The organism is Skermanella aerolata KACC 11604 (assembly GCF_000936425.1).
Lineage (GTDB): Bacteria > Pseudomonadota > Alphaproteobacteria > Azospirillales > Azospirillaceae > Skermanella > Skermanella aerolata.
Window position 1 is genome coordinate 16974 of sequence record NZ_AVFK01000048.1, and the last position, 12837, is coordinate 29810.

Here is a 12837-nt window from a genome sequence, read left to right on the forward strand (position 1 = left end):
CTTACTCCAGAGGAAAGGATACAAGTTTCCTTTTAGCGCCTGCTCCGTCTTCACGGCTTTCTCTGAGCTTCGTTTCGGGCTTTTCCGAGGAGCCGTGTCGGTCAGGTTTGCCCGGCCGTTGTCAGGCATCAGGCTCCAGACCACCAAGCCTCCGGCGGTGAGGAACGCCAATGCGGCGCCCCCACCAAAAAGTTTCGACGGCGCGTCATTGTCCCAGTTCGACTTTCATAGTCGAAGCGTCCTGAGACGCAACGCGTTGCCGATCACGCTGACCGAGCTCAAGGCCATGGCCGCGGCGGCGATGATGGGGCTCAGCGTCCAGCCGAAGAATGGATAAAAGATCCCCGCCGCCACTGGCACGCCTAGAGCATTGTAGACGAACGCTAGCACGAGGTTCTGCCGGATGTTGGCCATGGTGGCCCGGCTCAGCGTCCGTGCTCGCGCGATACCCGCCAAGTCTCCTTTGACTAGAGTCACCCCGGCGCTCTGGATCGCCACGTCCGTGCCCGTGCCCATGGCGACGCCGACATCCGCTTCGGCCAGGGCCGGGGCGTCGTTCACGCCGTCGCCCGCCATTGCAACAACCCGGCCTTGCGCCTTGAGGCGCTTCACGATCTGGTTCTTGTCCTCGGGCAGGACCTCGGCCTCGACATCATCGATGCCCAGTTTTCGTGCCACAGCCTCGGCCGTAGTCCGGTTGTCGCCAGTCAGCATGACAATGTGAATGCCATCTTGCCGCAGCTTGTTCAGTGCTTCCGGCGTGCTGGTCTTGATCGGATCGGCGACGGCGATGGCGCCACCGGGCTTGCCGTCGATGGCAGCGAACAAGGCTGTGGCGCCGTCGCGTCGTAGTACGTCCGCCTGGATCTCCAGGTCACCCAAGGCAATCCCCTGGTCTCGCATCATGGCGGCATTTCCGAGCGAGACCCTACGCCCGCCAACCATGCCGGCGACACCCTTGCCGGTCACCGAGCCGAAATCGATTACCTCATCGAGAGCCAGACCACGATCCCGGGCAGAGGCGACGATGGCGGCCGCCAGAGGATGCTCACTCGACCGTTCCAGGCTGGCCGCCAGTGACAGAACAGTCGCTTCGTCAAAGCCGGAGGCAGGAACCACGTGGATGACGCGAGGCTTGCCCTCGGTCAGGGTGCCGGTCTTATCCACCACCAGCGTATTCACTTTTTCGAACCGTTCCAGGGCCTCGGCGTTCTTGATGAGGACGCCGGCGGTCGCTCCCTTGCCGATGCCGACCATGATCGACATCGGGGTCGCCAAACCCAGGGCGCAGGGGCAGGCGATGATCAGCACCGACACGGCAGCGATGAGCGCGTAGGCGAAGCTGGGCGACGGCCCCCAGACCATCCAGGCGACGAATGCCAGCAAGGCGACTACGATGACGGCGGGCACGAACCAGGCGGCCACGACATCAGCGAGCCGCTGGATAGGGGCGCGGCTGCGCTGGGCTTCGGCGACCATGGTCACGATACGCGACAGCATCGTATCGGAGCCCACCCTGTCCGCCCGCATTATCAAAGCGCCGGTCTGGTTGATGGTGCCGCCAATAAGTTTGGCACCGGGCTCCTTCTCCAGCGGCATGGACTCACCGGTCACCATGGACTCGTCTACCGCACTCCGACCTTCGAGAACTTCCCCGTCCACGGGAACGCCCTCGCCGGGTCTGACCCGCAGCCGATCGCCGACCTGTACCTGGTCGAGCGAAACCTCCTCGTCGTCGGCGCTATCGCGGATGCGGCGGGCTGTCTTGGGAGCGAGGTTCAGCAGGGCCTTGATAGCGCCGCCGGTCCGCTCGCGTGCCCGGAGTTCCAGCACCTGACCCAGCAGAACCAGAACGGTGATGACGGCTGCCGCCTCGTAGTAGACTGCGACAAGCCCTTCGGCATTTCTGAACCCGACCGGGAAGATACCGGGCAGGAATGTCGCCACTAGGCTGAACAGGTAGGCGGCACCGACGCCCAGAGCGATCAGCGAGAACATGTTCAACCGCCGGGTCACGAATGACCGCCAGCCGCGTTCGAGTAAAGGCCAGCCAGCCCATAGCACCACGGGCGTTGCCAACAGGAACTGGACCCACAAGGATGCCTGTGGCGCGATGATGCCGTGCATCCCCATGCCGGGAATGTGGGCTGTCATCTCAAGGAGGAAGAGGGGAACGGTAAGGGCAGCGCCCACCCAGAACCGTTTGGTCATGTCGGCGAGTTCGGGGTTTGGCTCGCCCTCCACGCCACCTGTGACCGGTTCCAGGGCCATGCCGCAGATCGGGCAGTTGCCCGGCCCCTCCTGCCGAATTTCTGGATGCATCGGGCAGGTGTAAATGACGCCCTTCTGAGGCGGCGGATGCGCAGCATGCTCCGGGTCACCGGGCTTTGCCTCGGGTTTCAGGTACTGTTCGGGTGCCGCGACGAACTTGTCATGGCAGCGGGCCGAGCAGAAATGGAACGTTTGACCGCCGTGCTCGATGCGGTGCTTCGACGTCGTTGGGTTCACGATCATCCCGCAGACGGGATCCTTTACTGTCGGCTGACTATCATATCCGTGCGGCTGGTCGTCTTGATGCCTATGGTGAGCATGGTGCCCATGGCTGTGATGCAGGTCGGTCATGCTGTTCCTCCGTTTTCTAACGCGCTGGGGCTACCAAGCTTCGTGTGAGAGGCCTGGAACGAACGCTTTGGCCCGGTGGGAGCACCGGATGATAAAACTCACGCTGAACCTTCCAACGATTAGAAGGTCAAGAGTTTTTGTCGGCGACAGATTGCTTCCCAACTAGGGGAGTACCAGCATCAAGCTGGGAATGGCTAAGCCTGAGGTTCCCGCATTTTGCTGTTACACTCGCGGAAGGATGACGGTCACACGCAGGCCGCCTGCCGGGCGGTTCTCCAACACCAGATTGCCCCCGTGCCCCTTGATGACGGATCTAGCTACCGTCAGACCGAGACCGAAACCGCCCGTTCCTCTGTTGCGAGACGCCTCAAGACGGTAAAACGGGTTGAACACCGTCTCCATCTCGTCCTCGGGGATGCCTGGCCCGTTGTCGTCGATAGAGACGGCCAGATGGTCTGGCAGCTTTGCCAGGGACACGGCCGCTGAGCCGCCATACTTGACCGCGTTCTCGATCAGGTTTGTCAAGGCACGCTTCAGAGCGATAGGGCGGCAGCGCATCGCTGCGCCAGTCATTCCCTCGAACCGAACTGGCCGACCAGCGTCGGCCATGTCGTCGCATATGGTCCCGAGCAGTGCCCCGACGTCAACCACTCGCGTCTCCTCGCGGCGACCATCGTCCTTAAGGAACGATAGGGTGGCTGAAATCATGGCTTCCATCTCGTCCAACTGGGTCAGGATGCGGTCGCGCTCTTCGCCCTCTTCGATAAACTCTGCGCGTAGCCGGATGGCGGTAATAGGAGAGCGAAGATCGTGAGAGATGGCGGCAAGCATCTGCGTCCGGTCCGTCACCAAGGTGCGGATCCTGCCCTGCATTTCGTTGAAGGCCGCAGCAGCCTCTCGAACTTCTTCAGGCCCATGGACAGGCAGAGGCGGTGCCGTCACGTCGACCCCTAGCCGCCGCGCCGCGCGAGCGATGTTCCTGAACTCGGCGGTGCAGACGCGAACCAAATAGACTGAAACCGTCAGAATGGCGAGCGACATCAGAGTCGTTGGTACGATAAAGTGCCTGTCCTGTCTGTCGAAGGTGCTCAAGGCCGTAGCCCGCGCGTTGATCCAGCTTCCGTCAGACAGCTTCGTCGACACCAATAGAACATGATCGGCGCCATATCCTTCGGCCGCGTAGGCTACACGAAGGCCGTTGTCGTCGATTCCAGGAACCAGTTGGTGCAGACGGCGCACCAGCGTATCGAGCCGATCATCAAGGATAAATGCTTCCTCGACCAAAGGAATGGCGCTCCAGTGGGCGGTGAGACCACGACCGGACAGGGAATGCGCGGCACTCTCGCGCTCCCCGGACGGCAGAGCCATGACGGCCTGCTTGACCGCCGCGATGCGCTCGGCCACGACCCGCTCATCGGCTAGGTCGGCTTGTTGTGACAGATAAGATCGGTACCACGCCATGCTGAGCAGGTGTGACAGGGCCAGTGCAAGCAGCAGGATCGCCACGGCGCGGCCGACGATGGTGTCCGGCAACAGTGAGCGAAGAGCCGCCACCATTCTGCCCATCATGTTTGCTCGACATCAGTCGTGAGGATGTAGCCGGCCCCTCGAATAGTCTTGATAAGAGGACTGGGGGACGCGTCGTCGCCCATCTTGCGTCTGAGACGGCTGACCTGAACATCGACGCTCCTGTCATAACCGTGGATCCGGTTTCTTGCGAGTTCCAGCAATTGATCGCGACTCAGCACTTGGCCGGGTCGCTCGAGAAATGTCAGAAGCAGGTCGTACTCGGCTCCTGTGAGAGCGATCATGACGCCCGCTGCGGATGTCAGTTCACGCCGAACAAGGTCCAGGACCCATCCCGAGAACCGATAGGCGTGTGGTGGCTTGACGGCACCTGCGTTGGATCCGGCTGTGCGGCGGAGAACAGCCTTGATGCGAGCGAGGAGTTCTCTGGGGTTGAACGGCTTCGGAACATAGTCGTCGGCGCCCACCTCAAGACCGATGATGCAGTCAGTGTCCTCGCTCATCGCTGTAAGCATAATGATGGGGATGTCGGGGTTGCCGGACGTTGCTGAACGAAGTTCCCGGCAGAGCTTGAGACCGTCGTCTCCGGGGAGCATCAGATCAAGGACGACGAGATCGACGCGGGTGATCTTGAGTTCCCGCCGCATCTCGGCACCGTCCCGACACGCGATCGCTCGGAACCCGTGCCGCTCCAGGAAGCGGCCGAGGAGATCCCGGATCTCCTGGTGGTCGTCGACGATGAGGATCTGGGCCGCGGGTTCCATGATAGCTGGATAACGCGTGGCGCAGCCTTCCGACGCGAGCGCCCAGCGTTTCAAAGAGTTTCCGTTCGTGACGAAGTGTTACAAGTGATCCTGCAAACGAGACGACCCGGAGATGGCTGATGTTTGGAAAGCATCAGCCACATGAGGACCCGCGGTATGGACATGCAACAATGCATTCAAAACTGCCTTGATTGTCACCGGACCTGCCTGGAGACGTCAATTCATTGCCTCGGGATGGGCGGCGAGCATGCCTCGGCCGACCATCAGCGCCTGCTGGCGGATTGCGCCCAGATCTGCCTGACCAGTGCCAATTTCATGATCCGGGAGTCGAACTTCCACAAGCGTACCTGCGGCGTCTGCGCCGAAGTCTGCGAAGCCTGTGCCAAGGACTGCGAACGCTTGGCCGGGGGTGACCAGCACATGATCCAATGCGCTGACATGTGCAAAAGATGTGCCGAATCCTGCCGCCAGATGGCAGCATAAGGCCGCTCTATGGCGCGTGAAAAAGACCCTTGACCCTCCCATCACTGGAAGCCTGAGGCTGGGCCAACAGCCAACCAGGAGGACATCATGCTGAAGCTCAAAGTTGATGGAATGACCTGTGATCACTGCGCCCAGACCGTCACCAAGGCTATCGAGGCCGTACCCGCAGTCGAACGTGCTCTTGTGGATCTGAAGGCCGGTGAAGTGACTATCGAGGGGAGTGCTGACCAAGGGGCAATTCGACAGGCCATTGAGGACGCCGGATACGACGTCCGCGACGCCGCGTGATGATAAGGGGGCTGGAGCAACGTTGCGCATTCGCTGGCTACTCCGCTTCAGATACGAACTAAGCATGCACGACAGGCGCTCTGGCAACAGGTGGCTCCTGCTGGTTTCTGAAGGATATCAGGGAGCGAAACAAGAATGATCAGTCACATGCTACGCACCAGCACTTTTGCCGCCCTTGCGGTAGGCTTGGCGGCATGCTCCAGCGGTAATACCCAGGCACCAAGGACTGCTCCGGCCAGCCAGAGTGGAACCATGGGCAACTCCGGCATGGGCCAGATGGACCATTCCGGTATGGGTCAGATGGACCATGCACAGATGATGCAGCACTGCCGCGCGATGATGCAGGGACAAGGAGGCGGCATGCAGCATGGGAATGGCGCCGCTGGGAGTATGGGCCAAATGGACCATTCCCAGATGATGCAGCACTGCCGCGAAATGATGTCTCAGCCGAAGTAGGGTGGTGCATCGGTCCTGCCGAATGACAAGGCTCCTGTGTCGCGGTGAACTGTTCAGCACGCCACGATAATAGCCCATCCTGCCTTTCCGCATGCCCACACGGCGGACCCTGCTCGCTTGGAAGGCGCATTGATCTTCTTCAAGAACATGACGGAGGAAATATCCATGGGGGATCAATCAAAGTATCAGGGCGAATGCAATCCACACGACCTCGGGGCGGCCCAGTTCACCATCGCCGACGTCAGCCTCTATATCGGCGATAAGGGGAAGGATAGGTATGGCGGGACCGACAACATGGACATCGTCTTCGGACGCGGTGGCAAAGATCGTCTCGCCGGCAGCGACATGGATGATGACCTGGTGGGGGGCTCTGGCAATGACCGCCTGACTGGGGGCGGCGGCATGGACCATCTCGATGGTGGCGAGGGCAAAGATCGCCTCAAGGGCAACGCCGAAAGCGACAACTTAAGCGGCGGTAAGGGTGCCGACTATCTTGATGAGGGCACTGGCCACGGTGACCTCGATGGCGGCGAGGGCAACGATGTGCTCGTCGGCGGCCCAGGCGGCGACGCCTTCTTGATCTCCCCGGACAGCGGGCACGACATGATCAAGGACTTCGCAGCCGGCCCAGGCATTCTCGATCACTTGGCTGTGCGCGATATCGAGCCCGAAGAGCTTCATTTCAAGGACATCAAAGCTGGTGTGCTGATCAGCTGGAACGAGGGCGAGAGCTCCGTCTTGCTCGAGGACGTCTTCAAAAAGGATCTGGCCCAGGATGATTTCATGTTCGTCGATGATCGGAAAGTCATCAAGCAGACAAGCGCTGATGCCGATCAGATTACGGCCATGGCGTTCATCAAGAACGAGGGTGATGTAGCGGATCCGCCGAAATTCGGCCAAAACGAAACTGCGGACGAGACATTCAACTTCGACGAGTTCCGCGTCAAAATCGGCGGGAGTGATGCTGATACATTTCTTGGCACCGCGAACCGCGACTACTTCATCGGCCTAGAGGGCGACGACCATCTTTCCGGTGTAGGGAATGACGACGATCTATGGGGCGGTGAAGGCGACGACATCCTCGACGGCGGCAACGGAAGGGACCATCTAAAGGGCGGGGAAGGCGACGATACGCTCTATGGCGGCATGATGGCTGAGAGTCTCATGGGCGCTATGGGCAACGATAAACTTTATGCCGGCGCGGGCCACGACATGCTTGATGGCGGCATGGGCGACGACATCCTTGACGGCGGCGACGGTGCCGATGCCTTCATCGTCGGGCCGGACAGCGGCCACGACGTCGTAGTCGGCGGCTTCGATGCTGGCCCCGCCGCCTTCGACCACATCGCGTTGCGAGACCTGCTGCCCAGCCACGTGGCGGTTGAGGATGCAACGCGTAGCGATGGCGACGGCGTGCTCGTCAGCTGGAATACGGATGCCGATCCGCAGGCCGATGGGTCGATCTTTCTGGTCGGACTGTCGAAAAGCCAAATGGCTCAAGACGACTTCATGTTCAACGCTGATGATGGCACCCAAGGTCTTTTCGAAGACGACCCGGAAATCACGGCTTCAGGCTCGCAGTACATCTTCAGCGATGAAACGATTGCGGCAAGCGACTACTTCTTTGTGACTTGACCCCCGCATATCTGAAGGGAGAAATGGTCATGAACATCGGGCAGGCGGCCAAGGCGTCTGGCGTCAACGCCAAGCTCATCCGGTACTACGAAGGGATCAGGCTGATTCCCGAGGCGGCCCGGACCGTCTCGGGATACCGGGTTTATACGCCTCACGAGGTGAACATCCTGCGCTTTGTGAAGCGGGCTCGCACTTTGGGCTTCAGCCTGGAGCACATCCAGCATCTCGTCGGCCTGTGGCAGGACAAGGGCCGGGAAAGCGCCGAGGTCAAGAGGATCGCCCTCGAACATGTCGCCGAACTGGAGGCCAAAATCGCTGAGATGCAGGCAATGAGCGACACGCTCCAAGAACTTGCCGATGCCTGTCACGGTGACCATCGGCCGGATTGCCCGATCTTGCGAGACCTGGAAAGCGTTGGTTCGCGGAATGCTTTCGGTCATGGCCGCCGTCCATCCCAAGGCGCGGTGGGTGCAGACTGAACCCTATCGTCCGTTGCGGGAACCCATAGACGCAGGTCAGGGTACCAGTGTAGCGCATCCATGGTCGGTGCCGCTCGGTTGATCACATTTAAGGAGAATTCCGTTCATGTTATCAAAGTTCCTGCAGCGTTTTACCTTGCCATTGGCGTTGTCGGTCGCTCTCGCTGCGGCTCCGGTCATGGCACAGCAGTCCCAGGGAATGCAGCACGATATGCCGAACACGCCGGCATCGCGGGCCTACATGCAGTCCATGGAAAACATGAACAAAGCCATGATGTCTCAGCCGATGACCGGCGACGCCGACCATGACTTCGCGTCGATGATGCGGTTACATCACCAAGCTGCCGTTGACATGGCAAAAGTGGAGATTCAATACGGTAAGGATCCAGAGATGAAGAAGATGGCCGAAAAGGTCGTCGCAGACCAGTCTAAGGAAATCAAGGAGTTGAGCACCTGGCTCGAGCGCCACCCAGTGCAACGCTAATTCAAGGCGCCAAAGGCGTTATTATCGCTTGCCGTATATCCGGTTCATGGGACGGGCACACCCTCCCGCCTAGTGACGAGGTAACGATGCCACCCAACGAAGACCAAGCGCTCTTGCAACCGTTCTGACTGATGCATTACAGTGTGGCGTTCGGGCAGTGGCCCATGGACATGGAATTGACAGCAGGCATGCGCCTCATTCGCTTTCTGGCAGCTGTGTTGGTTGGGCTCCTCCTCGGTTGGGGGGGCTTGGCCATGCCCAATGCCGCGATGGCCGCCATGTCCCACCACGAAATGTCGCTGGGCGACGATGCTGCGACCGACTGCGACGAGCAGCCGGGGCACCAAGGCCATGGCGATCACCAGCACCAGGGCGACCACGAGGACGACTCCAAGCTCCCCCACCAGGGATGTTGCGTGATGGTCTGCGGTGGTGTATCGGCCCTGGAATCGGCAGATCTTCAGGTCATGCCCCTCGCGCAGAACCCGACGCGCGTGCAGCTCGGCACCGATGACAGGCTCCGCGACCGCTCCGTCTCCCCTCTGCGCCGCCCGCCCAAAGCCGCGGCCTGAAGCCGCTGACTCGCGTGAGAATGCGGGCTTGAGGCTTTGTGGCGCTCCTCCCCGTTGGCGGGACGCGCTGCAGCCAGCGCATCGATCCAAATCGAGGGCTCTTACCGGGAATAGCTGATCCCGCGACGTCCCAGCTGCGCACGCCATTCCGCGTTCGCACCTGACGGGCTCGCCGGCCTTCTCCCGCGTTGCTTTGAGCTCGAGGCTGTTCGGTCGCTGCACTCTTCAAATCCATTCCTTGCCGCTCCGGCCATGCTTGGCTGGAAGCCGCAGCGTTCCTGGCTTCTGCCCGCCTTGGCGAGGCCAGAAATAGAGGACACCCGACATGCGTCTAAACGCCCGCACCTTCTACACCGCTGCCACCCTGCTGACCGCCACCGGCCTCCTCGTCGCGCCGGGCCTGGCTTTCGCCGCCCCTGGCGAAGCCGGTCACAAACACGAGACCGCTGCGATCGGCGAACCCGCCAAGGCAACCGCCAAGACACGCACTGTCCAGGTCGTGATGGGCGATAATTTCTATGAGCCAGAGACCATCCCGGTCAAAGCCGGGGAGACGATCCGCTTCGTTCTCAAGAACCAGGGCGAGTTCCTGCACGAATTCAATATCGGCACGGCCACCATGCACGCCTCCCATCAGAAGGAAATGGCCATGATGATGGAGCACGGCATGCTGACGCCGACAGGTATCAACAAGAACATGAGCGGTATGGACCATTCCAAAATGGGAATGGCCGAGATGAAACATGATGACCCGAACAGCGTCCTTGTCGAGCCCAGTCAGACTAAGGAACTGACCTGGAAATTCACCAAGGACACCGCTCTAGAGTTCGCCTGCAACATACCCGGCCACTACGAGTCCGGGATGGTCGGCAAGGTCGAGTTCAAGCGTTGAAGGAAGGGCACATGCACACTGCACGGCACGGCCTTTCCCGCCGCGACGCCCTTAAGCTCGCCGGAGCGGCGGGCTTGGCGGGCATCATCACGGTCTATCCTGGGCGCCGCGTCTTCGCGGCCGCAGACCAGTCGCTCAACTTGGCAGTCGAACGGACCCGCATTACCATCGACGGTGAAACCAGTGGCGCCATCTCCATCGGCGGTTCGATACCAGCGCCCACGCTGCGGTGGCGCGAGGGGCAGGAGGTGGTCATCCACGTGACCAACCGGCTGGATGAGGGAACCTCCATTCATTGGCACGGGCTGCTGCTCCAGGGCATCATGGATGGGGCTCCCGGGTTCAACGGTTTCGTGCCGATTGGTCCAGGCGAGACCTACACCTACCGCTTCAAGCTGCGCCAGGCGGGCACCTACTGGTACCACAGCCACTCCGCCTCGCAGGAGCAGGAAGGAATGTACGGCGCCATCGTGATCGAGCCCGCCGGGCGTGATCCCGTCCGGGCCGACCGTGACTACGTAGTCCTGCTTTCCGACCACACGCCGGAGAACCCTGAGAACGTCCTGCGCAAGCTCAAGGTCAGTGAGGGCTACTACAACAACAACAAGCGCACCCTGGTCGACTTCTTCCGAGACGCCCAGCGCGACGGCTTGGGGGCCACGATCAATGATCGCCTCGCCTGGGGCGAGATGCGCATGGATGCCACCGACCTCGCCGATGTGACCGGGTACCAGTTCCTGGTCAATGGCAAGGGGCCGCGGGATAACTGGACTGCTGTCTATAACCCTGGCGAGCGCGTGCGGCTGCGGATCATCAACGGGTCGGCGATGTCGATCTTCGACGTCCGCATCCCTGGACTGCCGATGACCGTGGTCTCGGCCGATGGCCAGAACGTGGTACCGGTGAAGGTCGACGAGTTCCGCTTTGGCGTTGGGGAAACCTACGACGTCATCGTCATGCCCACGGAAGACAATCCTTTCACCTTCTTCGCCGAATCCATTGACCGCACCGGTTACGCCCGGGGCACACTCGCGACCCGCGAAGGGATGGAAGGCGAGATCCCCGAGCGGCGCCCCCGCGCCAACCTGACGATGGCCGACATGGCGATGGCCCCTGGCATGGACCATGGTTCGATGGCGGGTATGGATCACGGCAACATGCCTGGTATGGACCATAGCAACATGCCTGGTATGGAACAGGGCTCCATGGCAGGCATGGACCACGGCAGCATGCCCGGCATGGATCATGGCTCAATGGAAGGCATGGATCACAGCAATATGCCTGGTATGGACCACAGCGCCATGCCGGGCATGAAGCAGGATGCAACGGGTAGCAAGGAACAGGCAATGGGTTGGGGCGACGCCGGCACACCGCCTGGGGCCAAGGCCCTCTCCTACGCGGACCTGAAGGCCCTTTCCAAGACCACGGATCTGCGTGAGCCCACCCAGGAGATCGAGGTCCAGCTGACGGGCATGATGGCGCGGTACATCTGGACCATCAACGGCCAGAAGTTCGAAGAAGGAACCCCAATCCGGGTAGCCTACGGTGACCGTGTCCGCATCCGGTTCGTGAACACGACCATGATGGCCCACCCGATGCACCTGCACGGGATGTTCGTGGAGCTGGAGAACGGCCAGACAGATCGGATGCCCAAAAAGCATGTCGTGCTCGTCCCGCCAGGCCAGGCCACTACGGTGCAACTGACCGCCAACGAGCCCGGCGAGTGGCCCTTCCACTGCCATCTGCTCTATCACATGGCCTCGGGCATGATGACTCGCTTCATCGTCGAACCCCGCACGGCAAGCCTCTGATGCAGGAGCGACAGATGCGAACAACGACAAAGAGCCTGCAAAGGGCCACGCTCATGGCAGGGGCCATCGTGGTGTCACTTTCAGTGGGCTCAGCTCGAGCTGCCGAGGAGCATCAGGTCGAACAGTTCCACGAGGAGCCGCCGATCCTTGGGACGCTTCTCATCGACCGGTTCGAGCACCGCTGGCGGGACGGCGAGAATTCGATCGACTGGGACGTTCAGGGTTGGGTCGGCGGGGACACCAACAAGATCTGGTTCAACGCCGAGGGCAGCAAGCCTGTCGATGGGGAGGTGGAGGAAGCTGAGTTCCAGCTTCTCTACAGCCGCATGACATCCGAATTCTGGGATGCGCAGATTGGCATTCGGCACGACGTGCGGCCGCAGCCGCAGACGACCTACGGCGTGATCGGATTCCAGGGGGTGGCGCCTTACTTCTTCGACGTGACTGCCCAGCTGTTCGTCAGTGAGGATGGCGATTTCAGCGCCCGCCTGGAGGCGGAGTATGACCTCCTGATCACGCAGAAGCTCATCCTCCAGCCGGTGGCTGAGGTGAACGTCTCGGCACAGCGAGTAGAGGAACTCCATATCGGCCCGGGCTTTAACGACATCGAGCTTGGCCTGCGCCTGCGCTACGAGGTCGTCCGGGAATTCGCCCCGTACATCGGGGTGCACTGGGAGCGCAAGCTCGGCGAGACGGCGGACATCGCCCGCGACCATGGCGAGGACGCCAGCGATGTATCCTTCGTCGCTGGCGTTCGCTTCTGGTTCTGAGGCACCGGGGCGGTCATTGCGGTGGCCGCCCCGACGTCTTTCCCCTTGCACAGA

General features: G+C 61.2%; 13 protein-coding genes. 9 read left to right on the forward strand and 4 right to left on the reverse strand.

The features are described 5' to 3' along the window. Positions 1-225: 225 nt before the first annotated feature. The 3 genes from N826_RS32880 to N826_RS32890 form a co-directional block, all read right to left on the reverse strand. Positions 226-2622 carry a heavy metal translocating P-type ATPase gene (locus tag N826_RS32880; RefSeq protein WP_044436067.1) on the reverse strand — a complete coding sequence of 799 codons (2397 nt, stop codon included), beginning with the start codon at positions 2620-2622 and terminating at the stop codon, positions 226-228. Positions 2623-2844: 222 nt separating this feature from the next. Further along, complete coding sequence (locus tag N826_RS32885) at positions 2845-4191, reverse strand: ATP-binding protein (protein WP_084721385.1); 1347 nt, start codon at positions 4189-4191, stop codon at positions 2845-2847. Continuing rightward, positions 4188-4913, reverse strand: a complete 726-nt coding sequence (locus tag N826_RS32890; protein ID WP_044436070.1) for a response regulator — start codon at positions 4911-4913, stop codon at positions 4188-4190. The genes N826_RS32885 and N826_RS32890 overlap by 4 nt, the downstream gene beginning before the upstream one ends. A 162-nt stretch (positions 4914-5075) precedes the next feature. Here N826_RS32890 and N826_RS32895 point away from each other — a divergent pair, with 162 nt between their 5' ends. Both N826_RS32895 and N826_RS32900 read left to right on the forward strand, forming a co-directional pair. Continuing rightward, complete coding sequence (locus N826_RS32895) at positions 5076-5396, forward strand: four-helix bundle copper-binding protein (RefSeq protein ID WP_486669394.1); 321 nt, start codon at positions 5076-5078, stop codon at positions 5394-5396. 87 nt (positions 5397-5483) lie between these two features. Further along, entirely contained in the window at positions 5484-5684 is a 201-nt protein-coding gene (locus tag N826_RS32900) for a CopZ family metallochaperone (protein WP_044436076.1), read from the forward strand. Positions 5685-5834: 150 nt separating this feature from the next. Here the strand turns inward: N826_RS32900 and N826_RS43660 are convergent, their stop codons facing one another. Next, entirely contained in the window at positions 5835-6083 is a 249-nt protein-coding gene (locus N826_RS43660; RefSeq protein ID WP_147041176.1) for a hypothetical protein, read from the reverse strand. Between the two features lie 186 nt (positions 6084-6269). On the opposite strand from N826_RS43660, the gene N826_RS32910 reads away from it, so the two are divergent. The 7 genes from N826_RS32910 to N826_RS32940 all read left to right on the forward strand — a co-directional run bounded on the left by N826_RS32910 (position 6270) and on the right by N826_RS32940 (position 12783). Next, positions 6270-7775: a calcium-binding protein gene (locus N826_RS32910; protein WP_211099448.1), complete on the forward strand. Its 1506-nt coding sequence runs from the start codon at positions 6270-6272 to the stop codon at positions 7773-7775. A gap of 29 nt (positions 7776-7804) precedes the next feature. Next, positions 7805-8254, forward strand: a complete 450-nt coding sequence (cueR, locus tag N826_RS32915; protein WP_044436095.1) for a Cu(I)-responsive transcriptional regulator — start codon at positions 7805-7807, stop codon at positions 8252-8254. Between the two features lie 106 nt (positions 8255-8360). Continuing rightward, the gene (copM, locus tag N826_RS32920; protein ID WP_044436080.1) at positions 8361-8738 is read left to right on the forward strand and encodes a CopM family metallochaperone; all 378 of its coding nucleotides are present in this window, start codon (positions 8361-8363) and stop codon (positions 8736-8738) included. A gap of 278 nt (positions 8739-9016) precedes the next feature. Continuing rightward, a complete protein-coding gene (locus tag N826_RS32925; protein WP_147041175.1) occupies positions 9017-9310 on the forward strand; it encodes a hypothetical protein in 294 nt (97 codons plus the stop codon). Positions 9311-9635: 325 nt separating this feature from the next. Continuing rightward, positions 9636-10202: a cupredoxin domain-containing protein gene (locus N826_RS32930; protein ID WP_044436082.1), complete on the forward strand. Its 567-nt coding sequence runs from the start codon at positions 9636-9638 to the stop codon at positions 10200-10202. Between the two features lie 11 nt (positions 10203-10213). Then, a complete protein-coding gene (locus N826_RS32935; RefSeq protein ID WP_044436083.1) occupies positions 10214-12013 on the forward strand; it encodes a copper resistance system multicopper oxidase in 1800 nt (599 codons plus the stop codon). A 14-nt stretch (positions 12014-12027) separates the two neighbouring features. Then, entirely contained in the window at positions 12028-12783 is a 756-nt protein-coding gene (locus tag N826_RS32940) for a copper resistance protein B (protein WP_044436097.1), read from the forward strand. Positions 12784-12837 lie beyond the last annotated feature (54 nt).

Coding starts and splice junctions, on each gene's coding strand:
- N826_RS32935 (WP_044436083.1), top strand. CDS start 10,214: ATGCACACTGCACGGCACGGCCTTTCCCGCCGCGACGCCCTTAAGCTC.
- N826_RS32880 (WP_044436067.1), bottom strand. CDS start 2,622: ATGACCGACCTGCATCACAGCCATGGGCACCATGCTCACCATAGGCAT.
- N826_RS32900 (WP_044436076.1), top strand. CDS start 5,484: ATGCTGAAGCTCAAAGTTGATGGAATGACCTGTGATCACTGCGCCCAG.
- N826_RS32925 (WP_147041175.1), top strand. CDS start 9,017: ATGTCCCACCACGAAATGTCGCTGGGCGACGATGCTGCGACCGACTGC.
- N826_RS32890 (WP_044436070.1), bottom strand. CDS start 4,913: ATGGAACCCGCGGCCCAGATCCTCATCGTCGACGACCACCAGGAGATC.
- N826_RS32930 (WP_044436082.1), top strand. CDS start 9,636: ATGCGTCTAAACGCCCGCACCTTCTACACCGCTGCCACCCTGCTGACC.
- copM (WP_044436080.1), top strand. CDS start 8,361: ATGTTATCAAAGTTCCTGCAGCGTTTTACCTTGCCATTGGCGTTGTCG.
- N826_RS32940 (WP_044436097.1), top strand. CDS start 12,028: ATGCGAACAACGACAAAGAGCCTGCAAAGGGCCACGCTCATGGCAGGG.
- cueR (WP_044436095.1), top strand. CDS start 7,805: ATGAACATCGGGCAGGCGGCCAAGGCGTCTGGCGTCAACGCCAAGCTC.
- N826_RS32895 (WP_486669394.1), top strand. CDS start 5,076: ATGCAACAATGCATTCAAAACTGCCTTGATTGTCACCGGACCTGCCTG.
- N826_RS32885 (WP_084721385.1), bottom strand. CDS start 4,191: ATGATGGGCAGAATGGTGGCGGCTCTTCGCTCACTGTTGCCGGACACC.